24 protein-coding genes, 3 tRNA genes, 1 other RNA gene and 1 pseudogene are annotated in these 22,696 nt (G+C 76.5%); 8 read left to right on the top strand and 21 right to left on the bottom strand.

Going from position 1 to position 22,696, the window contains the following annotated elements; all coding sequences use genetic code 11:
- Positions 1-8: 8 nt before the first annotated feature.
- Complete coding sequence (locus tag HK417_RS00645; RefSeq protein ID WP_308123282.1) at positions 9-458, bottom strand: hypothetical protein; 450 nt, start codon at positions 456-458, stop codon at positions 9-11.
- A 162-nt stretch (positions 459-620) separates the two neighbouring features.
- Positions 621-1,379, bottom strand: coding sequence for a VOC family protein (locus HK417_RS00640; RefSeq protein ID WP_222262279.1), 759 nt, complete (start codon positions 1,377-1,379; stop codon positions 621-623).
- A 161-nt stretch (positions 1,380-1,540) separates the two neighbouring features.
- On the opposite strand from HK417_RS00640, the gene HK417_RS00635 reads away from it, so the two are divergent.
- Positions 1,541-1,900: a Rieske (2Fe-2S) protein gene (locus tag HK417_RS00635; protein ID WP_222262277.1), complete on the top strand. Its 360-nt coding sequence runs from the start codon at positions 1,541-1,543 to the stop codon at positions 1,898-1,900.
- Between the two features lie 90 nt (positions 1,901-1,990).
- Here HK417_RS00635 and recR read toward each other — a convergent pair whose 3' ends face one another.
- The 4 genes from recR to ffs all read right to left on the bottom strand — a co-directional run bounded on the left by recR (position 1,991) and on the right by ffs (position 5,500).
- The gene (recR, locus tag HK417_RS00630) at positions 1,991-2,590 is read right to left on the bottom strand and encodes a recombination mediator RecR (protein ID WP_222262275.1); all 600 of its coding nucleotides are present in this window, start codon (positions 2,588-2,590) and stop codon (positions 1,991-1,993) included.
- Between the two features lie 43 nt (positions 2,591-2,633).
- A complete protein-coding gene (locus HK417_RS00625; protein WP_261325564.1) occupies positions 2,634-2,972 on the bottom strand; it encodes a YbaB/EbfC family nucleoid-associated protein in 339 nt (112 codons plus the stop codon).
- Between the two features lie 59 nt (positions 2,973-3,031).
- The gene (locus HK417_RS00620; RefSeq protein WP_222262273.1) at positions 3,032-5,311 is read right to left on the bottom strand and encodes a DNA polymerase III subunit gamma and tau; all 2,280 of its coding nucleotides are present in this window, start codon (positions 5,309-5,311) and stop codon (positions 3,032-3,034) included.
- A 93-nt stretch (positions 5,312-5,404) separates the two neighbouring features.
- Positions 5,405-5,500, bottom strand: an RNA gene (ffs, locus tag HK417_RS00615) — signal recognition particle sRNA small type.
- A 214-nt stretch (positions 5,501-5,714) separates the two neighbouring features.
- On the opposite strand from ffs, the pseudogene HK417_RS00610 reads away from it, so the two are divergent.
- Positions 5,715-6,545: pseudogene (locus HK417_RS00610) on the top strand (DMT family transporter); the annotation flags it as partial.
- Between the two features lie 63 nt (positions 6,546-6,608).
- Here HK417_RS00610 and HK417_RS00605 read toward each other — a convergent pair.
- Positions 6,609-6,693: transfer RNA gene (locus HK417_RS00605), tRNA-Ser, on the bottom strand.
- A gap of 137 nt (positions 6,694-6,830) precedes the next feature.
- On the opposite strand from HK417_RS00605, the gene HK417_RS00600 reads away from it, so the two are divergent.
- Both HK417_RS00600 and HK417_RS00595 read left to right on the top strand, forming a co-directional pair.
- The gene (locus HK417_RS00600) at positions 6,831-7,178 is read left to right on the top strand and encodes a hypothetical protein (RefSeq protein WP_222262271.1); all 348 of its coding nucleotides are present in this window, start codon (positions 6,831-6,833) and stop codon (positions 7,176-7,178) included.
- A gap of 35 nt (positions 7,179-7,213) precedes the next feature.
- Positions 7,214-8,854 carry a serine/threonine-protein kinase gene (locus HK417_RS00595; RefSeq protein ID WP_222262269.1) on the top strand — a complete coding sequence of 547 codons (1,641 nt, stop codon included), beginning with the start codon at positions 7,214-7,216 and terminating at the stop codon, positions 8,852-8,854.
- Between the two features lie 45 nt (positions 8,855-8,899).
- On the opposite strand, the gene HK417_RS00590 is transcribed toward HK417_RS00595, so the two are convergent.
- The 4 genes from HK417_RS00590 to HK417_RS00575 form a co-directional block, all read right to left on the bottom strand.
- Positions 8,900-8,984 (bottom strand) — tRNA-Ser (locus HK417_RS00590).
- Between the two features lie 10 nt (positions 8,985-8,994).
- Positions 8,995-9,453, bottom strand: a complete 459-nt coding sequence (locus HK417_RS00585; protein ID WP_222262267.1) for a nucleoside deaminase — start codon at positions 9,451-9,453, stop codon at positions 8,995-8,997.
- Between the two features lie 70 nt (positions 9,454-9,523).
- Positions 9,524-10,165, bottom strand: a complete 642-nt coding sequence (locus tag HK417_RS00580) for an HAD-IA family hydrolase (protein WP_222262265.1) — start codon at positions 10,163-10,165, stop codon at positions 9,524-9,526.
- A gap of 35 nt (positions 10,166-10,200) precedes the next feature.
- Positions 10,201-10,731 carry a tRNA adenosine deaminase-associated protein gene (locus tag HK417_RS00575; RefSeq protein WP_261325563.1) on the bottom strand — a complete coding sequence of 177 codons (531 nt, stop codon included), beginning with the start codon at positions 10,729-10,731 and terminating at the stop codon, positions 10,201-10,203.
- On the opposite strand from HK417_RS00575, the gene HK417_RS00570 reads away from it, so the two are divergent.
- The 4 genes from HK417_RS00570 (at position 10,730) to HK417_RS00555 (ending at position 12,668) form a co-directional block, all read left to right on the top strand.
- On the top strand, positions 10,730-11,173 hold the full coding sequence (locus HK417_RS00570; RefSeq protein ID WP_222262263.1) for a PaaI family thioesterase: 444 nt from the start codon (positions 10,730-10,732) through the stop codon (positions 11,171-11,173). The two genes, HK417_RS00575 and HK417_RS00570, sit on opposite strands and share 2 nt — an antisense overlap.
- Positions 11,170-12,108, top strand: a complete 939-nt coding sequence (locus tag HK417_RS00565) for a prephenate dehydrogenase/arogenate dehydrogenase family protein (RefSeq protein ID WP_222262262.1) — start codon at positions 11,170-11,172, stop codon at positions 12,106-12,108. The genes HK417_RS00570 and HK417_RS00565 overlap by 4 nt, the downstream gene beginning before the upstream one ends.
- An 85-nt stretch (positions 12,109-12,193) precedes the next feature.
- Positions 12,194-12,427 carry a DUF2630 family protein gene (locus HK417_RS00560; RefSeq protein WP_222262260.1) on the top strand — a complete coding sequence of 78 codons (234 nt, stop codon included), beginning with the start codon at positions 12,194-12,196 and terminating at the stop codon, positions 12,425-12,427.
- A gap of 34 nt (positions 12,428-12,461) precedes the next feature.
- Positions 12,462-12,668 (top strand): hypothetical protein, encoded by a 207-nt coding sequence (locus tag HK417_RS00555; RefSeq protein ID WP_261325562.1) that lies wholly within the window; start codon positions 12,462-12,464, stop codon positions 12,666-12,668.
- Here the strand turns inward: HK417_RS00555 and HK417_RS00550 are convergent.
- The 10 genes from HK417_RS00550 to HK417_RS00505 all read right to left on the bottom strand — a co-directional run bounded on the left by HK417_RS00550 (position 12,665) and on the right by HK417_RS00505 (position 22,686).
- Positions 12,665-13,663: a glycosyltransferase family 9 protein gene (locus HK417_RS00550; RefSeq protein ID WP_308123281.1), complete on the bottom strand. Its 999-nt coding sequence runs from the start codon at positions 13,661-13,663 to the stop codon at positions 12,665-12,667. The two genes, HK417_RS00555 and HK417_RS00550, sit on opposite strands and share 4 nt — an antisense overlap.
- On the bottom strand, positions 13,660-15,018 hold the full coding sequence (gene rfaE2, locus HK417_RS26275; RefSeq protein WP_222262258.1) for a D-glycero-beta-D-manno-heptose 1-phosphate adenylyltransferase: 1,359 nt from the start codon (positions 15,016-15,018) through the stop codon (positions 13,660-13,662). Before rfaE2 ends, HK417_RS00550 begins: the two co-directional genes overlap by 4 nt.
- A complete protein-coding gene (locus HK417_RS00540; RefSeq protein WP_261325561.1) occupies positions 15,015-15,683 on the bottom strand; it encodes a D-sedoheptulose-7-phosphate isomerase in 669 nt (222 codons plus the stop codon). Before HK417_RS00540 ends, rfaE2 begins: the two co-directional genes overlap by 4 nt.
- 20 nt (positions 15,684-15,703) lie before the next feature.
- Positions 15,704-16,978 carry a glycosyltransferase gene (locus HK417_RS00535; protein ID WP_222262254.1) on the bottom strand — a complete coding sequence of 425 codons (1,275 nt, stop codon included), beginning with the start codon at positions 16,976-16,978 and terminating at the stop codon, positions 15,704-15,706.
- Positions 16,975-17,940, bottom strand: a complete 966-nt coding sequence (locus tag HK417_RS00530; protein WP_222262252.1) for a glycosyltransferase — start codon at positions 17,938-17,940, stop codon at positions 16,975-16,977. The genes HK417_RS00535 and HK417_RS00530 overlap by 4 nt, the downstream gene beginning before the upstream one ends.
- Positions 17,937-18,938, bottom strand: coding sequence for a glycosyltransferase family 9 protein (locus tag HK417_RS00525; protein WP_308123280.1), 1,002 nt, complete (start codon positions 18,936-18,938; stop codon positions 17,937-17,939). The genes HK417_RS00530 and HK417_RS00525 overlap by 4 nt, the downstream gene beginning before the upstream one ends.
- On the bottom strand, positions 18,935-20,434 hold the full coding sequence (locus HK417_RS00520; protein ID WP_222262251.1) for an HAD-IIIA family hydrolase: 1,500 nt from the start codon (positions 20,432-20,434) through the stop codon (positions 18,935-18,937). Before HK417_RS00520 ends, HK417_RS00525 begins: the two co-directional genes overlap by 4 nt.
- Before the next feature lie 102 nt (positions 20,435-20,536).
- Positions 20,537-21,040, bottom strand: a complete 504-nt coding sequence (locus tag HK417_RS00515) for a MarR family winged helix-turn-helix transcriptional regulator (protein WP_222262250.1) — start codon at positions 21,038-21,040, stop codon at positions 20,537-20,539.
- Positions 21,041-21,109: 69 nt separating this feature from the next.
- Positions 21,110-22,147, bottom strand: coding sequence for a hypothetical protein (locus HK417_RS00510; RefSeq protein WP_222262249.1), 1,038 nt, complete (start codon positions 22,145-22,147; stop codon positions 21,110-21,112).
- Between the two features lie 466 nt (positions 22,148-22,613).
- Positions 22,614-22,686, bottom strand: a tRNA-Arg gene (locus tag HK417_RS00505).
- Between the last annotated feature and the right edge of the window lie 10 nt (positions 22,687-22,696).

Below are 22,696 nucleotides of genomic sequence, written 5' to 3'. Positions count from 1 at the left end.
GTCGCCGATCAGACCGGAGCCGGGGCGGTCGGTGGGGCGACGGCGTGCAGCTGCCGCTTGGCGACCGCGATCGGCACCTGCCCGACCAGGGCCGGGAGCAGCCAGAACACCGGGTTGCCCGTCTCGGCGATCAGCACCCCGGTCACCAGGGCGATGTACGAGCCGCCGAGCAGGTGCGGCTGCCAGCTGGGCCAGCCGGACCAGCCCCGCCGGCGGGCCAGCGCACCGGTGACCGCCAGCGCCTCGGTCGCCACCGCGACCGGGATCAGCCACGTCAGACCGGGACCGGTCACGGCCAGGAAGCCGGCGGAGAGCGCGACCGACCCGACCACGGCCTGGTAGGCGACCGCCAGGCCCCGGGCCGCCCGGCCGCGCCGGCGGGCGACCAGCCAGGCCGGCCCGAGGAGCAGACCGGCCGTGCCGCCGACGACGTGCAGGGACAGAACGGTGTCGCGCACGGCGACCACTCCCTCCGGCGGGGCCACGGACCGGCCCGGTGCAGCAGCCGGGCCGCGGAGACCCCGTCCGCCCGGCGGGTGCACCGAGCCTGTCCCCGGCCCGTCGCCGGGGACAGGTGCCGGATGTCAGGAGCTGGCCGGCCGGATGTCAGGCCCGGAGCGTCAGCCGTCCTGCGGCTGCATCACCGAGAACGACGCGCCCCACGGGTCGGCGACCACGGCGAACCGGCCGTAGGGCGTGTCCTCGGCAGCCATCAGCACCTTGCCGCCGCCGGCCTCGACGGTCCGGACGGCCTCGTCGGTGTTCGCCACGGAGAAGCAGGCCTGCCAGCCGCGCGGGAGCCCCGGGGCCAGCCCGCCGAGACCACCGAGGGGGCGGTCCTCGCTGGAGAACGTGGAGTAGCCCCCGGAGTCGGGGATTTCGTCCCAGGTGAACCCGAAGACCGCGGTGTAGAACTCGCGGGCGGCCGCCTGGTCGTCGACGGCCGCCTCGTTCCAGACCAGCGATCCCGGCTCGTTGTAGACCTCCACCCCGGTGATGACGCCGGACTGCCAGAGGCCGAACGGGTTGCCCTGCCGGTCGACGGCGATCGCCATCCGGCCCATCGGCCCGACGTCCATCGGCGGCATGACCACCGATCCTCCGGCGTCGGTGATCCGGGCAGCCGTGGCGTCGGCGTCGTCGGTGGCGAAGTACGTCGTCCAGCGGGGCGGGTCGTCCGGGTCCATCTGCGGCCCGAGCCCGGCGGCCTTGCGTCCACCGGACAGCGCCAGCAGGTAGCCGCCGTACTCCTCCTCACCGCCTTCGTAGGTCCAGCCGAGCAACGAGCTGTAGAAGTGGCGTGCGGCCTCGATGTCCGGCACGCCCAGGTCGACCCAACAGGGGGTGCCGGTCGGCCAGGCGGTGTCTCGGGTGGGCATGGGTCCTCCTCGGTGAGGATGTGCACTCGGCCGGACGGCCGAGGGAGCGACCGTGCCACCACCCACCGACGGTTCCTCGTGCCGGGCGACACGACGTCTGCACGTCGTTCCGCTGGGTAGGCCACCGGGCACCGACCGCACTCCCCAGCCAGGAGGAGCCCGTGCCCGAGCCCGATCGTGTCCGCGCCAGTGACCTCCCACCGGGCACCGTCCGGCCCGCCGGGCACTGGGCGGTGGCCAACGCAGACGGCCGGCTGGTCGCGGTCTCCCGGCGCTGCCGGCACCAGCTCGCCGACCTCGCGCAGGGCAGCGTCGACGCGGAGAACTGCCTGGTCTGCCCGTGGCACCAGAGCCGTTACGACCTGCACACCGGCGAGATGGTGTCCGGGCCGCGCGGCTTCCTCGGCTACCACGGCCCGGCCCCGGGCTACTCCGGCCTGGTCAAGCTCTTCGGCCAGGTGGTCCGGCTGCGCGTGCGCCGCGCCCTCCGCCGCGGCGACGACGTCGTCGTCGACGACTGACCGCAGCGCGACGCCTGACAGCAGCCTGGAACGGCCCCGTCCAGAGGCTCACCCCGAGCCTGCGAGGGGTGAGGAGGACGGGGTCCTCCTTCAGGCGTCGATGCGGCGGCGGCCCTCGAACGCCCGGCCGAGGGTGACCTCGTCGGCGTACTCCAGGTCACCGCCCACCGGCAGCCCGCTGGCCAGCCGGGAGACCGCCATCCCCAGCGGACCGACGAGCCGCGCCAGGTAGGCGGCGGTCGCCTCGCCCTCCAGGTTGGGGTCGGTGGCGATGATCAACTCGGTGACCGTGCCGTCCATCAGCCGGGTCATGAGCTCCTTGACCCGCAGGTCGTCGGGGCCGATGCCCTCGATGGGGCTGATCGCCCCACCGAGCACGTGGTAGCGACCCCGGAACTCCCGGGTGCGCTCGATCGCGACGACGTCCTTGGGCTCCTCCACGACGCAGATGACGTCGAGCGCGCGCCGCGGGTCGCGGCAGATGCGGCACTGCTCGCCTTCGGCGACGTTGAAGCAGGTCACGCAGAAGCGGACCTCCGCCTGCACCCGCTGGAGCGCGGCGACCAGCCGGCCCACGTCGGCCGACTCGGCGGCCAGCAGGTGGAAGGCGATGCGCTGCGCGCTCTTGGGACCGACGCCGGGCAGTCGCCCGAGCTCGTCGATGAGGTCCTGGACAGCGCCCTCGTACACGGTGCTCCTACAGCTGGGCGGGGCACGGGGCCCCGCGGGTGGGTCAGAGGCCGGGCAGACCCAGCCCGCCACCGAGGCCGCCGGCGAGCGGGCCCATGGTGCGGGAGGCGAGGTCGTTGACGCCGCGCTGGGCGTCCCGGATCGCGGCGATGACGAGGTCCTGCAGGGTCTCGACGTCGTCGGGGTCGACCGCGGCGGGCGCGATGGTCAGCGCGGTGATCTCACCGCTGCCGGTCATCGTCGCGCTGACCAGCCCGCCACCGGCGGTGCCGGTGACCTCCGCCGCGGCCAGCTCCTCCTGCGCGGCGGCGAGCTGCTGCTGCATCTTCTGGGCCTGCTTCATCAGCTGCTGCATGTCGGGCTGGCGTCCGGGTCCGGGCATGTACCGAGAGTAGGCGCTCGGGACGACGGCCTGCCCGGGACGCGACGTGTCGGCCTGGGTCAGCTGTCGATCGGGCGGGCGCCCAGCTGCGCGCGCAGCAGCGCCAGCGCCGCCTGCTCGGCGTCCACCACGGGTGCGGCGTCCTCGGTGCCGGGCGCGGCGTCGCGCTCGGCCAGCAGCTCGGCCGCCTCGGCCCGCTCGGCCTTCTCGACCGCCGCCCGCGCCGCCTCCGGCGTGACGGTCGGGCCGGCGGCCGGCTGGCCGGGCTGGTCGACGACGACCTGGACCTTCCACCGGACGCCGAGCAGCTCCTCCAGCGACTGGCGGACGACGTCCTTGTTCAGGTCGTCACCCAGCATCTTGGCCAGCGCCGGGGACGTGGCCGCCAGGGTGAGCACGCCGTTGGTCACGTCGTGCACCTGCGCGCTCTTGAGCAGCGCCTCGGTGGTGCGCTTGTGCCCGCGCACCACCTTCATCAGCTCCGGCCAGATCCGCCGGACGTCGGCCGTGGTCAGCTGCCCGTCGCCGGCGGCCGGCTCGGGGGTGGCCGACACGACCGGGGTGGGCTCCCCGCCCCGCGGCTGCGGCGCCGACTCCGCCGTCGGGGGCGGTGGCGTGGGCGCGGGACCCGGCGCAGCCGGCACGGGTCGGGGCGCCGGGGCGCTGGGCGGCGCGGACGGGCGGGCGGGCTGCGGCCAGTCCTCCTCCTCGTCGCTCGGCTCGGGCGGCAGGGGGATGTCCGGCTCGCCGGCGGTCACCCGGGGACGGCGCTGCTCGGGCGCCGGCGCAGCCTCGGCCGGACGGGCGGGCTCGGCCGGAGCTGCCGGGCGGGCGGGCGTGCCCGAACCCGGGCGCGCGGTGACCGGCCACCCGTCGTCGCCCTCGGGTGCCGCCGCCGGCGGGGACGCCGCCGTCCCGGGGCCGGCGGGCCGGCTCTCCTGCGGGGGTGCCGGAGGGGCCGAGGGGGCGGCTGCCGGAGCGGACCCGGCAGCCGGGGCAGGGGCCGGGCCGCGCTGGGAAGGGCGCACGTACGCCCCGCGCGAGCCGGACGACGCCGGCGCAGCAGGCTCGGGAGCCACCGCGGGAGCCGCCACCGGGGCCACCTCGCGGGCCGCCTCGCGCACCGGCTCCCGGACCGGTGCGACCATCGGCTCCGGTCGGCCGGCGTGCTCGCCGGCGATCGACATCCGGCGCTCGAGCCGCTCGAGGCGCTGCAGCGTCGCGGCCGCCGAGCCGTCCACCCCGGGCAGCAGCATCCGGGCGCACACGAGCTCCAGCAGCAGCCGGGGCGCCGTCGTCCCGCGCATCTCCGTGAGGCCCTCGTGCACGGTGTCGGCCAGCCGGGACAGCGTGGCCGCCCCCAGCGCGTGGGCCTGGCGGGTCATCAGGTCCAGCCGGTCCGGCGGGCAGTCGAGCAGCCCGTTGCCGCCCGCCTCCGGCACGGCGTTGAGCACGATCAGGTCGCGCAGCCGGTCGAGCAGGTCGGTGGCGAACCGCCGCGGGTCGTGCCCGGCCTCGACCACGCGGTCGACCGCCTGGAACACCCCGGGGGCGTCGGAGGCGGCGAGGGCGTCGACCGTCTCGTCGAGCAGCGCGTCGTCGGTGACGCCCAGCAGGCCCACGGCATCGGCGTAGGTGACGCCCGCGGACCCGGCGCCGGCCAGCAGCTGGTCGAGGATCGACAGCGAGTCGCGCACCGAGCCGCCACCGGCCCGCACGACCAGCGGGAACACGGTCGGCTCGACCTGCACGCCCTCGGCGGCGCAGGTCTTCTCCAGCAGCCCGCGCAGCGTGCTCGGCGGCACCAGCCGGAACGGGTAGTGGTGGGTGCGCGACCGGATGGTCGGCAGCACCTTCTCCGGCTCCGTCGTCGCGAAGACGAAGACCAGGAACTCCGGCGGCTCCTCGACCACCTTGAGCAGGGCGTTGAAGCCCTGCGTGGTCACCATGTGCGCCTCGTCGACGATGTAGACCTTGTAGCGGCTGTGCACCGGCGCGAAGAACGCCTTCTCACGCAGGTCGCGGGCGTCGTCGACACCACCGTGGCTGGCCGCGTCGATCTCCATGACGTCGATCGAGCCGGGCCCGTCGGGGGCGAGCGAGATGCACGACCCGCAGACCCCGCAGGGGGTCGACGTCGGCCCCTGCTCGCAGTTCAGCGAGCGGGCCAGGATCCGCGCCGAGGACGTCTTGCCGCAGCCCCGCGGGCCGCTGAACAGGTAGGCGTGGTTGATCCGCCCGCTGTCGACCGCGTTCATCAGCGGGGCGGTGACGTGCTCCTGCCCGACCACCTCGGCGAAGGTCGCCGGGCGGTACTTCCGGTAGAGCGCCAGAGCCACGCACCGAGGTTACTCAACGGACCTCGTCCCCCCTCACCGCTCGCCGGCTCGCAGCGAGCCCCTGGACGAAGCCGAGCGGGGAGGCCCAGGACGTAAAGGGACCCCCCGCACACCCGCCAGAGCCCGCTTATCCTTGCTGCCTTCCGGCCCTGGGGAGGTTCACAGGATGACGCCGTACGAGGGGTCGGCCTCCACTGTAGTGGACGCCGGCGGCCGGAAAGTCGGGTGCCGTCCGCGGACCGCCCCGCTACGCTCCTCCGCCATGACCGGGCGCCTCCTCGTCCTGCCCCCGCCGCGCTCCTGACCGGAGCACCGCCGGGCTGACCGCCTCCCGCCGACCGGCGGGGGCTCCTGCGCCGTGTTCCGGACCGCGTCCCCTCTTCCGGAACCACCCAGGAGCGTCATGTCCACCCGCACGAACCCCACTCCCACCGCGTCCGCCCGCGGCTTCCTCCTCGTCGTCCTCGCCGCGCTGTGCTGGGGCACGTCCGGCGTCTGCGCCGACGTCGTCGCCCGGCGCACCGGCCTGGACCCCCTCGACATCGCCTGGCACCGCATGGCCGTCGGCGCAGCCGTGCTGCTCGCCGCGCACCTGGCGGTCCGCCGCCGCGCCGGGGCCCCGGCGCTGCTCCCCCGCGCGGCGCGCGGCCGGCTGCTGCTGGTGGGTGCGGGGCTGGCCACCTACCAGTGCGCGTACTTCGCCGCCGTCCCCGCCGCCGGTGTGAGCATCGCGACACTCGTCGCCCTCGGCCTGGCGCCTCTGCTGGTGGCCGTGGGCACCACGGTCCTCGGCCACGGGCGCCCGGACCGCGCCACCACCACGGCGCTGGGCGTGGCGCTGGCCGGGCTGGTGCTGCTGGTCGGCGTCTCCGCGGGCGGCGACGCCGGGGACGCCGTCCTGCTGGGGGCGCTGTCCGCGGCCGGCTGCGCGATCGCCTACGCGGGCGTCGTGATCGCCTCCGCCGGCGTGCCGGACGGCGTGCCCACGACGACCGCCGGGTTCGTGATCGGCGCGGTGCTGCTCACCGGGGTGGCGCTGGTGGCCGGGCTGGACCTGACCGGCGACCCGGTGAGCCTGGCGCTGCTGCTCTACCTGGGGACGGTGCCCAGCGCGCTGGCCTACGGGCTGTTCTTCGCCGGGGTGCGGGTGGTGCCGGCCGCGGTGGCCTCGATCGTGACGCTGCTCGAGCCGCTCACGGCGACCGCGCTGGCCACCGTGCTGCTGGGCGAGCGGCTCTCCCCGGCGGCGCTGGCCGGAGGAGCCCTGATGCTCGGCGCCGTGATGGCGCTCTACCTGCGGAGGATGGGAGATTCGAACTCCCGAGGGCTTGCACCCAACCCGCTTTCCAAGCGAGCGCCATAGGCCACTAGGCGAATCCTCCAGTGCGGGGCAGTCTACCGGGCAGACCCGGACCAGTCAGCCGCGCCCCGGGGCCTCGCCCGGCCCGCGGGTCGCGGGGGTGGTTGAGTGACCGGGGACGGCGACCGCCGAAGAGACCCAGCGACCGGGAGGACGGACATGAGCGAGCCCGAACAGGTGCGCCCCGAGGTCGTCGCGGCGATCGTCGCGGCGCTGCGAGAGACCGACCCGAGCAACCTCCCCGCCGACGCCACCCGCGCCGAGAAGGACGCCGCGAAGGACGCCTACCTGTCCGCCATGGTCGCCGACCGCGCGCAGCGGGACCGGCAGAGCCGCGCGTGGGAGCTGCTGCTCACCCGCGGGCACGAGGACCCGCCGAGCTGGTCCCAGCTGTTCGACGAGCTGCCGGACAGCTCCATCCCCGAGCTCGGTGAGCTGTTCGACGCGTTGCCCGAGGGGGCCCAGGCCGAGTACGCGCGCCGGTTCGGGGCGCCCGTCTCCGCCTGAGCCCGCGGCACACCGGTGCTGAACGGACGACGCCGGTGACGGTGCCGGGCGACCGGGTGGCCGACCGCTACCTGCTGCGCTCCCGCCTCGGCGGAGGGGCGATGGGCGCGGTGTGGCTGGCCCGCGACGAGCTGCTGGGCCGGGACGTCGCGATGAAGCAGGTCCTCATTCCCGCGGGCAGCGACGCGGAGGTGACCGCGGGGCACCGCGAGGCGGCGATGCGCGAGGGGCGGATCGCCGCCCGGCTCAGCCATCCGCACGCCGTCTCGGTGTTCGACATGGTCGACGACGCCGGGACCCCGTGGCTGGTCATGGAGTACCTGCCCTCCCGCAGCCTGGCCGCGGTGCTGCAGGAAGGGGGCACTCTCCCCGTTGCGCAGGTGGCGCAGATCGGTGCCCAGGTGGCCGACGCGCTGGTCGCCGTCCACGCGGCCGGCGTCGTCCACCGGGACGTGAAGCCGGGCAACATCCTCATCGGCGAGGGGTCGCGCAGCCAGGGGCTGGTGAAGATCACCGACTTCGGGATCTCCCGGGCGACCGGTGACGTCTCGCTGACCCAGACCGGCGTGGTCAAGGGGACGCCGGCCTTCCTCGCGCCCGAGGTGGCGCGCGGCCACGACCCCGACGCGGCCAGCGACGTCTTCTCTCTGGGCGCCACGCTCTACGCCTGCCTCGAGGGCACCCCGCCGTTCGGCATGAGCGAGAACCCGCTGGAGATGCTCTACCGGGTCTCCGGAGGCGACTTCCAGCGGCCGCGGAACGCCGGCGCCCTCACCCGGCCGCTGATGAAGATGCTCAACGCCGACCCGGCGAAGCGCCCCACGATGCCCGAGGTCCGGGACCAGCTGGCGCAGCTGGCCGCCGGCCGGGACGGCGACGTCACGGAGGTGCTCAACGCGCGCACCGCTCTGCCCCCGACCGTCGCCGATCTCCGGGCCGTCTCCGGCGACGCGCCGCCTCCGACCTCCGCGCTCGCCGGTGGTCCGCCGACCGCCGTCGGGTCGGTCTTCGCCGAGCCCCCCGCCGCGCCTCCCGGTGAGCCTTCTGCGATGGCCGGGCCGCCCCGATCGGCGGCCCCCCGCAGCCCGGCGGCACCGGCCCGCCGGCGGGGGGTGCTGGTCGCCGCGCTCATCCTCGTGCTGCTGGCCGGGCTGGTCACCGCCGGGGTGCTGTGGGTGAACCGGGACCCCGCGGACGGCGGCGCACCCGCCGCCCAGTCCAGTTCTGCACCGCGGAGCACGCCGGCGCCGTCGACCCCGGCACCGTCCAGCACGGCAGCGCCCTCGACGACCGAGCAGACGACCTCGTCGTCGGCGCCGCCGACCACCACCGAGCCCTCACCGCCGCCCGCTCCGGCCCCGGACACGGCCGCCGAGGTGCAGCAGGCGGTCACGAACTACTACGCGCTCCTGCCGGACGACCCCGAGGCGGCCTGGGAGCAGACCGGCCCGCGGTTGCGCGCGCAGGTCGGCGGCCGCGGTGACTACATCGCCTTCTGGAGCCGGTTCCGATCGGTGGAACTGGGTGCGGTCCAGGCGCAGGACGGCTCCCTCGTGGCGACCGCGCCGGTCACGTTCCGGGAGGAGGACGGCAGCGTCAGCGCCGAGCGGCACGAGATCACGCTGGTCCGGGACGACGACGGTCGGCTGCTGATCGACTACGACCTGGCCGTGTGAACGACGACGGCGGCGCCCCGGAGTCGGGACGCCGCCGTCGATCTGCGGTGGCGGTGGGATTTGAACCCACGGAGGCTTGCACCTCACACGCTTTCGAGGCGTGCTCCTTCGGCCGCTCGGACACGCCACCGCCGACGAGACTACAGGCCGCGCTTCGAGCGGAAGAAGGCGCGTAGGAGCGCGCCGGACTCCGCGGCCCGTACCCCCGCCACCACCTCGGGCCGGTGGTTGAGCCGGCGGTCGCGGACGACGTCCCACAGCGACCCCGCGGCACCGGCCTTCGGGTCGTCGGCGCCGTAGACCACCCGGGCGACCCGGGCGAGCACGCTGGCGCCGGCGCACATCGTGCAGGGCTCCAGGGTGACCACGAGCGTGGCGCCGGTCAGCCGCCAGCCGTCGCCGTGCAGCCGGGCTGCCTCGCGCAGGGCGAGCACCTCCGCGTGCGCGGTCGGGTCGCCCCGCTTCTCCCGCTCGTTGGCGGCCTCGGCCAGCACGGCGCCGTCCGGGCCGAGGACGACGGCGCCGATCGGCGTGTCGCCCCACTCCTGCGCCGCGGCGGCCAGCTCCAGCGCCCGCAGCATCGCCTCGTCGTCGGTCACCGGACCACCTTCCGGATCCCTGTGCTCTGCATGCCAGACGCAGGCAGAGCACAGGGATCCGGAGAACTGGTCACCGCAGCCTCAGCCCGGTCAGCGTGGACAACTCCGCCAGGGCGTCGTCCGGGTCGACGACCTCGATCGTCCGCATCCCCAGCGCGCGGGCGGGCTCGAGGTTGATCCGCTTGTCGTCCAGGTACACGCACTCCGCTGCGGCGATCGGCCGGCCCACCGCCGCGGACAGCCGCTGCAGGGCACGCGCGTAGATCTCCGGCTCCGGCTTGCGCAGGCCCTCCACCGAGGACTCCACGACGGCGTCGAACAGCCCCAGCAGCTCCCCCAGGGGACCGGCACGGTCCATCGGCGCCACGTTGTTGGAGAGCATGCCCAGCGGCAGCCCGGCCGCACGCAGTCGCCGGGCGGCCGCGACCATCCCCGGCCGCAGCGCCCCGCCCAGGGTGGCGAGCACCCGGTCGGCGTCGAGGGTGTGGCCGGCGGCCCGGGCCTCGGCCTCGAACGCGGCCCGGAAGCCGGCGACGTCCAGCTCGCCGCGCTCGAAGCGGGCCCACGCGTTGGTGTCCGGGTCGGTGGTGTGCAGCCGGCGGATCAGCCCGTCGGGGAGCCCCGCCTCGGTCTCGTACGCGGCGTACGCGGCGACCGGGGTCTCGGTGAACACCCCGCCCAGGTCGAAGACGACGGCGGTCACCGTGCGCATGAGATCGCCTCCGCGATCAGCCGTCCGGCCGACACTCACGCGGCCACCACCGTCCGCAGCTCGTCGCCGAACCCGATCCGCTCCGCGATCCGCAGCACCATCTCGTCGGCCCACAGGTCGTCCGCGCCGACCAGCCGGCCCAGCTCCTCGGCAGGGAGCCCGGCGTCGGCGAGCACGTCCAGGTCTCCCCCGGGCCAGCCCTCCTCGTCCTCGTCGAACGAGGCCTCGTCAACCGCGATCCCGTAGCGCTCGACCACCTCGGCGGCGAGCAGCCACTCCTGGAACGTCGCGTCGGAGATCAACGCCCGCACCATGCCGCCGGGGCCGTGCCGCAGCACGACGAAGTACAGCCGGCTGTCGACCACGACGACGAACGGCCCGGGCCACTCCGCCGAGCCCGGTTCCCCCAGCGCCCGTTCGAGCACCGGCAGCTCGTCGGAGGCGTCGGCGGCCAGCAGCTCGCACCGCCATCGCCCGTCGGCGCGGCCGACGCGGACGGCGAAGCTCGGCAGCAGCGCGGTCATGCGGCGCGGGGAGCCGGCGAGGGCGTCATAGCCTCTGATCATGGCCGACGCCCCCGCGCAGGACAGCGCCGCCGTTCCACCCGGGCTGTTCACCGCCCTCGCCGCCGACCCGCTGGCCGCGCACCTGGGCATCGCCCTGGAGGAGGTCCGGCCCGGCTACGCCCGCGCGGCGATGACCGTGCACCCGCACCTGCTCAACGCCGTCGGCACCGCGCACGGAGGCGCCACGATGGCCCTGCTGGACGTCGTGCACGCGGCGGTCAGCAACAGCCACGGCACCCTGGCGGTGGCCCAGGACGTGCACACCGAGTTCCTGACCCCCGGGCGGCCCGGTGACCGGCTGGTCGCCGAGGGCGTCGAGCTGCACCGCACCGGCCGGACGGCGGTCTACCCGATCGAGGCGATGGCGCAGGACGGACGGCGGGTGGCGACGGCGCTGGCCCGCGTCTTCCGGCTCGGCACCCCCTGGCAGGTGGAGGCGTGACCGCGTTCCCGGTGCCGACCATGCCCGTGCCGCCGGTCTCCGTGGTCGGGCTGGGGCAGCTCGGCGGGTCCCTCGCCGCGGCGCTGGACGCGGCGGGCCGGGAGGTCCGCGGCTGGGACGTCGATCCCGCGGCCCGGGACGCCGCCGCCGCGCGGGGGGTCCGGATCACCCCGGAGGTCGGGGGCGTCGTCGTCCTCGCCGTCCCGCTGCCGGTGCTGGGCCGGGCGCTGGACGACCTCACCGTCGCCCCGGACGCCACAGTCACCGACGTCGGCTCGATCAAGGTCCCGGTGCTCGGCGCCCTCGGCCCGCGGTTCGGGGACCGCTACGTCGGCGGTCATCCCATGTGCGGGACGGAACGGTCCGGCCACGCGGCCACCGACCCGTCCCTCTTCACCGGAGCCCGCTGGGCGCTCTGCCTGGAGCCGGACACCGACCTGCGGCGCTGGCTGCGGGTCGCCGAAGTCGCGCTGACCGTGGGCGCCGAGGTCGTGCCGGTGACCGCCGCCGAGCACGACGACGCGGTCGCCGCGATCAGCGCCGTCCCCCACCTGCTGGCCGCCGCGCTGGCCGCTGCCGCGGAGCAGGCGGGACCGCTCGCCCTCGCGCTGGCCGCCGGCAGCTTCCGGGACGGCACCCGGGTGATCGGCAGCGACCCCGCGTTCGTCACCGCGCTGGTCGAGGGCAACGCCGGACCCGCCGCGGCGGCCCTGGACCGGGTGCGTGCCCAGCTCGACCGGCCGGTGGCCGAGCTCGTCGCCGCCGGGCACGCGGTGCGGACGGCGCTGGGCGACCCGGCGGGCCGCCGGCCGGTCCGGGTGCCTCTGGACCGCCCGGCGCTGCTGGCGCTGGGCCGCGCCGGGGGCGCGGTGACGCGGCGCCTGGCGGCCTTCGTGGAGGGCTGGGTGCCCGGCTCCTCCGGACGCCAGGCGTGAGGACGGTGGGCTCGGGGCAAGGCACGACCCGACGACCCGACGACCCGACGACCCGACGACCCGACGACACGACGAGAGGGATCTGATGGACGACAAGGAGATCCGCAGCCGCATCGAGGAGCTGGTGGAGGAGGAGCACCGGCTGCGCGACGGCCCCGAGCACACCGAGGCGCAGCGGGCCCGCCTGCGGCAGATCGAGGAGGACCGCGACCAGCTCTGGGACCTGATCCGCCAGCGGGACGCCAAGCGCCAGTACGGCGAGGACCCGGACGAGGCCCAGCCGCGCCCCGAGCCGCAGGTGGAGAACTACCTCCAGTGACCGGCCGGCCCCGCCCACCCGGCCCCTCACCCGGGTGGGCGGAACTTCGGGCCCGAAGTGTTGCTCCAAGATCAGCTTCATCGACCTGCCGGTGGACGACCCGAAGGTGCGGCGACCCGACATCTTGCTGGCCGAGCAGCGACTCGGCTGGCGGCCGTCGGTGCCCTCGGCGGAGGGGCTGCGCCGCACGGTCGAGTGGTTCGCCGCGCAGCGCGAGCCCCTGGCTGCCCGCGCCGGTTAGGGCACCCGGTCCAGGAGGCCGTCCAGGGCGTCGACCACCTCGTCAACGGTGACCCGCGCGAGCGCGGGGTCCAGCTCGGTGCCCCACGGGTCGCCCGTGCCGTCGCCGTGCCACAGCACCACGTGCTGCGCGCGGCGCGGCGGCCCCCACAGCGCCGGCGACACCGGCCCGAACAGCGCCACCGAGGGACGGCGGTACGCGGTGGCCAGGTGCGCCACCCCCGTGTCGCCGCAGACCACCACCCGGGCGGCGGCGACGACGGCGGCGAGCTGGAGGGACGTCGTCCTCCCGGCCAGCACCGCCTCCTCCCCCAGCCCGGCCAGCTCCGCGACGTGCCGGGCGAGGTCCCGCTCGGCCGGGCCGCCGGTGACCACCACCCGCTCCCCCGCGTCGGCCAGGTGGCGGGCCACCGCCGCGAAGCGCTCCGGCGGCCAGCGGCGTCCCGGGAAGGCGGCCCCCGGGTGGACGACCGCGACGTCGCGCACCGGTGGCTCGACGTCCGGCACCCGCAGGTCGAGGGCGTCGGGGTCGCAGTCGACGCCCAGGCCCTCGCTCACCAGCCGGCACCAGCGCCGGACCTCGTGCTCGTCGGGGTACCAGGTGGGTCCCGGGTAGCCGGGGCTGGCGAAGGTGAGCAGCCGCCGCGGATGCAGGCCGGCGACGACGACGTGCGACGCCGGTCCCTTGCCGTGCAGGTCGACGGCGAGCTCCGGGGGCGGCCCGGACCAGTCCAGCGGCTCGAGCTCGACCGCCGGCAGCACCTCGTCGACCGCGTCGATCAGCCCGGCCAGCGGTTCGAGCGCTCGGGTGGTCGCCAGCACCAGCCGGTGGCCGGGCACCGCCGCCCGGATCCCGCGGATCGCCGGCACTCCGGTCAGCAGGTCCCCGAGCCCCAGCGGCCGCAGCACGACCGCCGTCGACTGGTCGATGGAACGGCCCTGCTGCAGGGGCCCGGGCCGAGCTTGCGAGGCCTGGGGGGCAGGTGGGTCCTTCACCACACGCGGGAGCGCTCGACCAGGGCGGTGGTCGAGCGGCCGGGCAGGTACGGCAGGACGACGGCCTGCCCGCCCCACTGCCGGAGCACCGCGGCCTCGGGCAGGTCGGCGCCCGCGTAGTCGCCGCCCTTGGCCCAGACGTCGGGCCGGAGCCGGTCGAGCACCTGCGCCGGGGTGTCCTCGTCGAAGACGACCACGGCGTCGACGAACTCCAGCGCCTCCAGTACCCGCGCCCGGTCCTCGGCGGGGACCAGCGGCCGCGAGGGGCCTTTGAGCCGGGCGACCGAGGCGTCGGAGTTGATGCACACGACCAGGCAGTCGCCCAGCCCGCGGGCGGCCCGCAGGGTGGCGACGTGACCGGCGTGCAGCAGGTCGAAGCACCCGCCGGTGGCCACGACGGTGCCGCCCGCGGCGCGCACCCGGGCGAACAGCGCGTCGAGGTCGCTGGCCGGCTGGGCGTCGGCGGCGGGCACGGCGTCCCAGGAGGAGGCCCCGCCGCGGGCGACGAACGCGCCGGCGGCGGCGACGGCGCTGGTGACGGCCTCGCCCGTCACGGCCCCGCCGGCGAGCGCGACGGTGACCGCGGCGGCGAAGGAGTCACCGGCACCGCACGGGTCGCCTCCGGTCACCGGCGTGGCCGGCACGACCATGGGCGCGCCCTCGCCGTAGGAGAGCAGGACACCGCGGGAGCCGAGGGTCACGGCGACCGCGCCGACGCCCCAGTGCCGGATGAGCGCCTCGGCCCGGGCGCCCACCACGGCCAGGCCGCTGCCCGCGACGTCGGGCACCACCCGGGCGGCCTCCGCGCCGTTGGGCGTGACCAGCCTGGTCGAGGGCACCGGGTCCGCGCCGCGGGGGTGCGGGTCCCAGACGACCGGGCCGCGGGCGGCCGCCAGCGCCTGCCGGACGTCGGGCGCCGACGTCGTCCCCCGGCCGTAGTCGGCGACCAGCACCGCGGCCGCGTTCCGGATCGCCCGGGCCGCCTCGGCCGGCAGCGCGCCGAGCTGGGCCGCCGGCGCACCGCTGTCCAGCCGGACGACGGAGTGGTCGCCCACGCGCACCCGCTGCTTGACCGCCGTGCCGCCGGTGGCCGGGATCGCGATCAGCCGCACCCGGCCGTCGAGCAGCGCCCGGAGCCGCTCGGCGCCCTCGTCGTCGGCCAGCGGGGTGACCAGCACCACGTCGGCGCCGGACTGCGCGGCCAGGACGGCGGCGAGCGCGGCACCGCCGGGGCGTTCCCGGCGCTGGACGTCCTCGACGACCGGCACCGGCGCGTCCGGCGTGAGCCGCGAGGCGGTGCCGACCAGGTCGACGTCCAGCAGCGCGTCGCCGACCACCACCACGGGGCCGCTCACGTGATGACCTCCACGTGGTTGGTCGAGGAGATCCGCGGCGAGTCGGCCAGCACCGCGGCGTCGAACGCGGCGCACAGCAGGTGCAGCCCGACCAGGTGGCACTCCTGCACGGTCGCCGTCCAGGGCGAGTCGATGGAGACCGCGTCGTGGGCCACCGCCTCCAGCGGGTTGGGCGCCGGTCCGGTCATCGCGAGCACCGTGATCCCGCAGTCGCGGGCCCGGCGGGCCGCGGCCACCGCGTTCGGCGACCGGCCGGAGGTGGACAGCAGCACCAGCACGTCCCCGGGCCGGCCGTGCGCCTCGACCTGCCGGGCGAACAGCTCGTCGGCCGGGTAGTCGTTGGCGATCGCGGTGAGGCTGGACGTCTCGGCGGTCAGGCAGATCGCGGAGAACGGCGGGCGGTCCGCGCGGTACCGGCCGACCAGCTCGGCGGTGAGGTGCTGCGCCTGGGCGGCGCTGCCCCCGTTCCCGGCGGCCAGCAGCCGACCCCGGTCCTCGCCGCAGAGCACGCCGGCCAGCAGCCGCCCCCACCGGTCGAGCGTGTCGACGTGCCGGGACAGGTCCCGGAGCGCGGCGGTCAGCGAGGCGACGTGGTCGTGCCCGGTCAGGTGGGTGCAGGTGTCCGGGGACACCACCTCGGCGGCACGGATCGGGGCGGCGCTCATCGGGTTCCCTCCACGGGGGCTCATCGGGCGGCCTCCACCGGTGCACGGGCGGAGAGGACCTGGCGGTAGACGGCATCGGTGTCGGCGACGACCCGGGACCAGCGGTACCGGCTGCGGGCGCGCTTCACGCCGGCGGCGCCGTAGGCGACCCGGCGGGTCTCGTCGGCCAGCAGCGCGGCCAGCACCGCGCCGAGCCGCTCCGGGTCCCGGGGCGGCACGAGGTCGCCGGTCTCGCCGTCGACGACGCTGTCGACCAGCCCGCCGACCGCGGTGGCCACCACGGGACGCCCGCAGGCCATCGCCTCCAGCGGGGTGATGCCGAACGGCTCGTACCAGGGGACGGCGAGCACGACGTCGGCCGAGCGCACCCAGCCGGGCACGTCGGCGCGGGCGACGGCGCCGGTGAAGACCAGCCGGTCGGCGACCCCCAGCTCGTCGGCGATCCCGCGGAGCCGCTGCACCTCGGGGTCGTCGTCCAGGTCGGCCACCGGCGGGCCGCCGACGACCACCAGCTCGGCGTCCGGGACGGCGGCCAGCGCGCGGACGGCGTCCTCCTGGCCCTTGCGCTCCACCAGCCGGCCGAGCACGAGCAGCCGCGGCCGCCCGGACGGCGGCGCCACCGGCCCGCGCGGGGTGAACACGGCGGTGTCCACCCCGCACGGGACGATCGAGACCCGGTCGCTGGACAGACCCAGCCGGCGCAGCTCGAAGACCTCGTCGGAGCAGGTGGCGACCACGTGGTCGACGTCCCGGCACAGCCCGCGCTCGAGGTCGATCCGCTGCTCGGGCGAGGTGTCCGCGTCACCCTGGTGCCGGCGCTTCACCGAGCCCAGGGCGTGGAAGGTCTGCAGCACCGGCATGCGGGTGGGCAGCGCGGCAACGGCCTGGACCGACGCCAGCCCGCTCATCCAGAAGTGCGCGTGCACCACGTCGGGCGGAGTGGCCCTCCACTCGGCGGCGAGCACGTCGGCGAAGGTCCCCATGTGCTGCAGCAGCGCATCCTTGGGCAGCGTCCGGGCCGGGCCGGCGGCGACGTGCGCGACCTCGTAGCCGTCCGCGGTGAGCACCCGGTCGGGCAGGTCGGGGTCGTCCCTGCGGGTGTGCACGGTGACCTGGTTCCCGCGCTGCGCCAGGCCCGCGGCCAGCGCGGCGACGTGCACGTTCTGGCCGCCGGCGTCGACGCCGCCGAGCGCCGCCAGCGGGCTGGCGTGCTCGCTGACCAGGCTGATCCGCAGCCGGGCGCAGCCGGACGGGTCGGCGGGCCGGCGGGCCGGCAGCAGGGGCGTGGTCGTCATCTCGTCACCTCTCCGAGGAGGGCATCCCAGTCGGCCAGGAAGCGTGCCAGCCCGTACCGCTCCAGTGCAGCGGTCCGGGCCGCCTTTCCGGCCAGCCGGGCGGCGTCGGGGTCGGCGACGAACTCCCGGACGGCGGCGGCGAGCCGCTCCGGGCGGGTGGAGAGCACCCCGGCCTCGGCCGGGACCGCCTCCACCGCCTCGGTGGTGGCCAGCCCGACGACCGGCATGCCCAGGTGCATCGCTTCCAGCAGCGACAGTCCCAGCGACGTCCAGCGCACCGGGTGGACGTAGACGCGGCGGCGGGCCAGCTCGGCGTGCATCTCGGCCTGCGGCGGGTCGTCGTGCAACCCGACCCGCTCCGGGTCCAGGCCGTAGCGCTCGTGCAGGCCGGCCAGGCCCATGCCGAAGACGTCCAGCGGCGCGGCCGAGGACAGCAGCGGCAGCAGGTCGCCGCCGGTGTACCGGCCGCGGCGGACCGGCTCGTTGACCACCACCGCGGCGCGCGCCAGGTCGCCGGTGTAGCGCTCCCCGGGGTCGACGATGCCGTGCTCGATCACCACGGTCGGCGCCGAGCCGTTGTCGTAGAAGAGCTGGTTGAAGTACGTGACGTGGGCGATCGGCACGTCCCGCTGGTCGGCCAGCGGGTGCCGGGTGTTCGGCACGGCGCCGTCGGGGGCGTTGTGCTCCAGGAACACCGCGGGCAGGTCCCGGCCGGGTTCGCGGCCGAGCCACTCGCGGACCAGCTCCAGGTCGCGGGGGCGCTGCAGCACGACGACGTCGACGTCCTCGGCGCGCAGCTGCTCGGGCGTCACCTCGCGGGCGGCGGCCGGCCAGTCCCAGGTCCGCGCCCGGCCCAGCCCGTCGGGGCCGCGATCGGGGGTCACCGGCAGCAGGTACTCATGCCGGCCCTGCACGAACGCCGTCGTCCAGGAGCCGTGCACGTGCCACAGCAGCACCTTCATGCGGCCACCACCTTCCCGACGGCGGCGACCACGTCGGCCGCCGTCACCGACGACAGACAGGGGTGCCCCGGCACCGGGCACTCGCGGGCCCGGGTGTCGCGGCAGGGCGCGGACTGGTCACCGAGCAGGACCGTCGGGACGCCGTAGGGCGCCCACCGGACCGCCGGGACGACCGGGGAGAACAGCGAGACGACCGGTGTGCCCACGGCGGCCGCCAGGTGCGCGGGCCCGGTGTTGCCCACGACGACGGCCGCGGCGCCGTCCAGCAGCGCCGCCATCTCGGCCAGGGTGGTCGCCCCGCCCAGGTCGGTGCCGCGGGAGCCGGCGACCGCGGCGGTGAGCTCGCGCTCGCCCGGGCCGCCGCTGACCAGCACCTCCCAGCCCGCGTCGGCCAGCGCCTCGACGGCCTCGGCGCAGCGGTGCGCCGGCCAGGCGCGCGCGGGCACCGAAGCGCCGGGGTGGAGGACGACATAGCCCGGTTCGCGGTCGGCCGGCGGCAGCGGACGGCGGACGGCGAGCCGCCCGTCGTCGCCGTCGGGGAGCTCGAACCCGGCGGCCCGGGCGAGGGACAGTGCCCGCTCCGGCTCGGGCAGGTCGTCGGCGACCCGGTGCCGGACGTCGAGCAACGACCCCGGGTAGTCGACGCTGATCGCCGCGAGCCGCCCGACCCCGGCGGTGCGCAGGACGAGGGCCAGCGGCAGCGGCGACTGGTGGAAGCTCGTGCTGATGACCGCCTCGGTCACCCCGGCGGACCGCACGCGGTCGGTCAGCGCGGCGAGGTCGGCGGGGTCCACCGGCCGCGGGTTGCCGTCGATCCACGGGCAGTGCCAGGTGACCACCTCGTCGACGCCGGGCAGCAGCTCGGCGGCGGCGGTGCCCTGCGGGCTGGCGAGGAAGACCACCCGGTCCGCGCCGGCCGCGACCGCGCGGACCAGCGGGCCCTGCAGCAGCACGTCACCGGCATTGTCCAGCCGGGCGACCAGGACGACCCGCCTCACCAGGCGCCGGCCAGGACGTCGTCGACCGCCTCGGTCAGCGTGGGGGCGCGATGGGGCGCGGCGGTGACCTCCTGGGGACGGGTCACCGGCGTGGGCACCAGGATGCCGTGCGCGCCGGCGGCGGCCGCGGCCTCGACGTCGGCGCCGATGTCCCCGATGACGACGCAGCGGGCCGGGTCGACGTCGAGCTCCGCGCAGGCGGCCTTGACCATCCCGGGCGCGGGCTTGCGGCAGCCGCACCCGTCCTCGGGGGCGTGCGGGCAGACCTGCACGGTGTCGAAGGGCCCCAGCAGCTCGGCGACCCGGGCGTTGACCGCGTCGGCCTGCTCCCGGGTGATCAGCCCGCGGCCCACGCCGGACTGGTTGGTGACCAGACCGATGCGCACCCCCCGGGCGCGCAGCGCATACAGCGCCTCGCGGGCGCCCTCGACCGGGCGGACCCGGGCCGGGTCGCCGTTGTACGGCTCGTCGTGCACCAGGGTGCCGTCCCGGTCGAGCAGAACCAGGTCCGGGAGTCCGCGCCACCGGGTGACCGCGCGGTGCCGGACGGCGCCGCGCAGGAAGTGCCAGGTGGCGAGCGGCGGGATGAGCGCGCTGGTCGCGAGCATGCTGGTGACCTCGGTGCGGTCGCGGGGGCCGGGCGCGATGCGGGCCCAGGCGAACTCCCCGGTGCCGGCCACCCAGCCCGCTGCCGCAAGCGCGGCGGCCCGCGGCCTCCCGGCGGCGGCGAGGCCGAGCGCCGCCAACGCGGCCGCGGTGACGGCCAGGTGCCGGGGCCGGCGCCCCACCGTGGCGTCGGCCCGCTGCCGCCAGGAGGGGCCATGCAGGCGCCGCATGAGGACGTCGTCGGCGTTGCCGGCCTGCACGCGGACCGAGACCCAGCGGTCGGTGGGCCGCACCGGGTGGGTGATCCACCGGTCGCCGCGGGTCAGCCGCGAGCCGGTGTCCATCACCCGCAGGGCGAGGTCGGAGTCCTCCCGGAAGGCCCGGGGGAAGCGCTCGTCGAACCCGCCGACGGCGGCCAGCACCGCCCGGCGGTAGGCCAGGTCGGCGGTGATCCAGCTGCTGGTGGCCAGCCCGGCGGTGCCGCGCTCCCAGTCGGTGGGACGGCGGTGCCCGGGCAGCGGGACCCGGACGCGCCCCTGGGTGCCCGCGACGTCGGCGGGCAGCCCTGCGAGGTCGGCGGCCAGCCGCTCGTACCAGTCCGGGTCGGGGACGACGTCGTCGTCGAGGAACGCGACCCAGTCGGTGCGGGCCGTGCGCCAGCCCAGGTTGCGGGCGGCGGCCGGTCCCTGCCCGCCGGTGCGGACGACCCGGACCGGCGGCAGGCCGGCCCGCTCGGCCTGCAGGGGCGCCCCGCCCGGCCGGTCGTCGACGAGCACGATCTCGGCCGGCCGCGGGCCGCTGCCGCCGGCGAGCGCGTCGAGGAGCACGTCCAAGGACGGCCGTCCGATCGTGGGCACGACCACCGTGCACGCGCGAAGGTCACCCGTCATGCCCAGGTCGGTGCCCGGAAGATCGCCGGCGAAACACTACGGGCTTGAAGTTTTCACCGCACGGCGCCCCAAGGGTGGGTGGGACGGGGTCCCTCGACCTCTTCAGCGGCTGCGGCGCGCGGCGGCGGAGACCCGGGCCAGGGCGTCGGTGACCACTCCGGCGTCGTCCCCGAGCAGCGTGAGCAGGTGCGCGACGAGCTCGTCGTGCGTCTCCCGGGCCGCGCGCACCCGCTCGCGGCCGACGTCGGTGAGCCGGGCGTGCAGCAGCCGGCGGTCGGCGCCCCGGCGCTCGCGGACCACCAGCCCCTCCTCCACGAGCCTGGTGACCGTGCTGGTGATGCCCGGCCGGGACAGCCCGACCGCTTCGGCCAGGTCGCCCATCGAGGCCTGCTCGTCGGGCGCCTCCGCGATCCGCCGCAGCACCTCGAAGCCGGTCAGCGACAGCCCGTGCTGGCGGTGCAGGGCCGAGTCGACCCGCCGGGTGATCCGGTCGTGCACCTGGACGATGCGCAGCCACGTCTCCGGGGCGCTGGGGCCGGCAGCGGCCAGCCCGCTGACGTCGCGGGGCACGCCGCGCGGTGGGGCGCCGTCCTGCAGTCGGTCCATGTCCATGTCCTGGTCCATCGTGTCCCTGTCGTCCGGGGAAGTCGGCGGGGAGGGGCGGGGCGCCCGGGTTCAGACGCCCGGGGTGGGCTCCCGGGAACGCCGGGCGGCGGTCAGGCCGAGGACGCCGCCGGCGCCGAGCAGTCCCACCACGGCGACGGTGGTCGACGGCGAGTCGGCCGGGTCGGCCACCGGCTCCGCACGCGCCGCCACCTGCAGGTCGATGCCGGTCGTCGCCGCGGACTGCCACCCGACGAGCTGCACGGTCGCGGTGCCGATCTCGGCGCCGCGGGGGATCTGCACGACCGCCTCGACGCTGCCGTCGGACCCGGCGGTGACCGTGGTGAGCGTGCGGTCGGCGTCGGCCAGGGAGACCACCACGCGCTCCCCCGGCGCGAAGCCGGAGGCCCGCACGGTGAGCACCCCGCCCGGTGCGACGACGGCGACCGACGCCTCCCCCGCCGGGGTCGGCGAGGCCGCGTCGGCCGACGCGGACGTGCCGGTGCCCGGTGCGGTGGGGTCCGGCGCGCTCGTGACCGGCGGGGTGCTCGCGGACGGCGCCGGAGACGGCGGGTCGGTGGTGCCCGACGGCGCCGGGACACCGGTGTCCGCGGACTCCGGCACGGACGGGACGGCGGACGGCGCCGGCAGCCCCGGGCTCTCGAGGCCCGGGCCCGCGGCCGAGACGGCCGTCGCCGCGCAGTCCTCGACGCTGGGCCGGGTGTAGGTGCCCTGCTCGAGCGGCTCCTCCGCGGCACCGTCGAGATCGGTGACGGCGACCGACACGTCGACGGTCTCGGCCCAGTCGACGTCCCGGCTGACCAGCTCGACCTGCTCCCCCGGGCCGAGCGCGGCGGCGGCCTGCTCCTCGGTGCCGTTGAACCACAGGGCGACCCGGTGGGCCTCGTCGCCGTTGGTGACCACCGCGCGCAGCACGCCGGGGCCGCAGCTGGGGCCGTGCGTCACCGCCACGGTCGGCCGCCGCGGGTCCTCGATCGCCCCGGCGGGCCCGGCCAGCGCGATCCCGGCGGCGAGTAGCGCGCAGACGCCGGCGAGCACGGTGCCCAGCGAGGAGGACGCGGCGCGGGCGGACGGTGTCGTCGTCGGCACGGCTTCCCCCGATCTCGCGCGCCCGGCGGACGGCGCTCCTGCAGCGTCCGCCGTGTCTGCCCAGGAACCGCCCTGATCATGTCCTGGGGTGCTGACGAGTTGCGGTGCGTCACTCCTGTCCCATCCGTCCCGGAGCCCGGTGGATCGGCTCATCCGCGAGGTGCTCGTCCGCCGCGCCTGACCGGGACACGGCCGATCCGGTTCCGCGTGCGTCTGGGTCGTGCCGCAGGCGACGCGCCGACGTCCTCTTGACCCATGGATGTGCCCTGAGTCACAGTCTGTCCGGGCGGGGGAAGCCGGCTAAGAATGGTCCCCCCAACGCTGGAGCGGACCGACCAACGCGGCCAGACCGCCAGGACCGGCCCCCCGCCCGCCAAGCTCCCGCGCGGCACCGCACCCGCCGCCCCGGAACACGAACGGCCCCGCCCTCCGAGGAGGGCGAGGCCGTCGCTGTCTCAACCAGACGTGCGCCCGAAGGGACTCGAACCCCTAACCTTCTGATCCGTAGTCAGATGCTCTATCCGTTGAGCTACGGGCGCGTGGTGCGTG

The sequence above is a fragment of the Modestobacter marinus genome, assembly GCF_019799945.1.
Lineage (GTDB): Bacteria > Actinomycetota > Actinomycetes > Mycobacteriales > Geodermatophilaceae > Modestobacter > Modestobacter marinus_B.
Note: the sequence above shows the minus strand (reverse complement) of the source record. Positions and strands in the feature narration are given on the sequence as shown.

Excerpts from the sequence above, each read along its gene's own strand:
- HK417_RS00560 (WP_222262260.1), top strand. The coding sequence starts at position 12,194 with ATGGACGACAAGGAGATCCGCAGCCGCATCGAGGAGCTGGTGGAGGAG.
- HK417_RS00625 (WP_261325564.1), bottom strand. The coding sequence starts at position 2,972 with ATGCCCGGACCCGGACGCCAGCCCGACATGCAGCAGCTGATGAAGCAG.
- HK417_RS00570 (WP_222262263.1), top strand. The coding sequence starts at position 10,730 with ATGGCCGACGCCCCCGCGCAGGACAGCGCCGCCGTTCCACCCGGGCTG.
- HK417_RS00580 (WP_222262265.1), bottom strand. The coding sequence starts at position 10,165 with ATGCGCACGGTGACCGCCGTCGTCTTCGACCTGGGCGGGGTGTTCACC.
- HK417_RS00515 (WP_222262250.1), bottom strand. The coding sequence starts at position 21,040 with ATGGACCGACTGCAGGACGGCGCCCCACCGCGCGGCGTGCCCCGCGAC.
- HK417_RS00575 (WP_261325563.1), bottom strand. The coding sequence starts at position 10,731 with ATGATCAGAGGCTATGACGCCCTCGCCGGCTCCCCGCGCCGCATGACC.
- HK417_RS00535 (WP_222262254.1), bottom strand. The coding sequence starts at position 16,978 with ATGACGACCACGCCCCTGCTGCCGGCCCGCCGGCCCGCCGACCCGTCC.
- HK417_RS00600 (WP_222262271.1), top strand. The coding sequence starts at position 6,831 with ATGAGCGAGCCCGAACAGGTGCGCCCCGAGGTCGTCGCGGCGATCGTC.
- HK417_RS00540 (WP_261325561.1), bottom strand. The coding sequence starts at position 15,683 with ATGAGCGCCGCCCCGATCCGTGCCGCCGAGGTGGTGTCCCCGGACACC.
- HK417_RS00520 (WP_222262251.1), bottom strand. The coding sequence starts at position 20,434 with ATGACGGGTGACCTTCGCGCGTGCACGGTGGTCGTGCCCACGATCGGA.
- HK417_RS00530 (WP_222262252.1), bottom strand. The coding sequence starts at position 17,940 with ATGAAGGTGCTGCTGTGGCACGTGCACGGCTCCTGGACGACGGCGTTC.
- HK417_RS00640 (WP_222262279.1), bottom strand. The coding sequence starts at position 1,379 with ATGCCCACCCGAGACACCGCCTGGCCGACCGGCACCCCCTGTTGGGTC.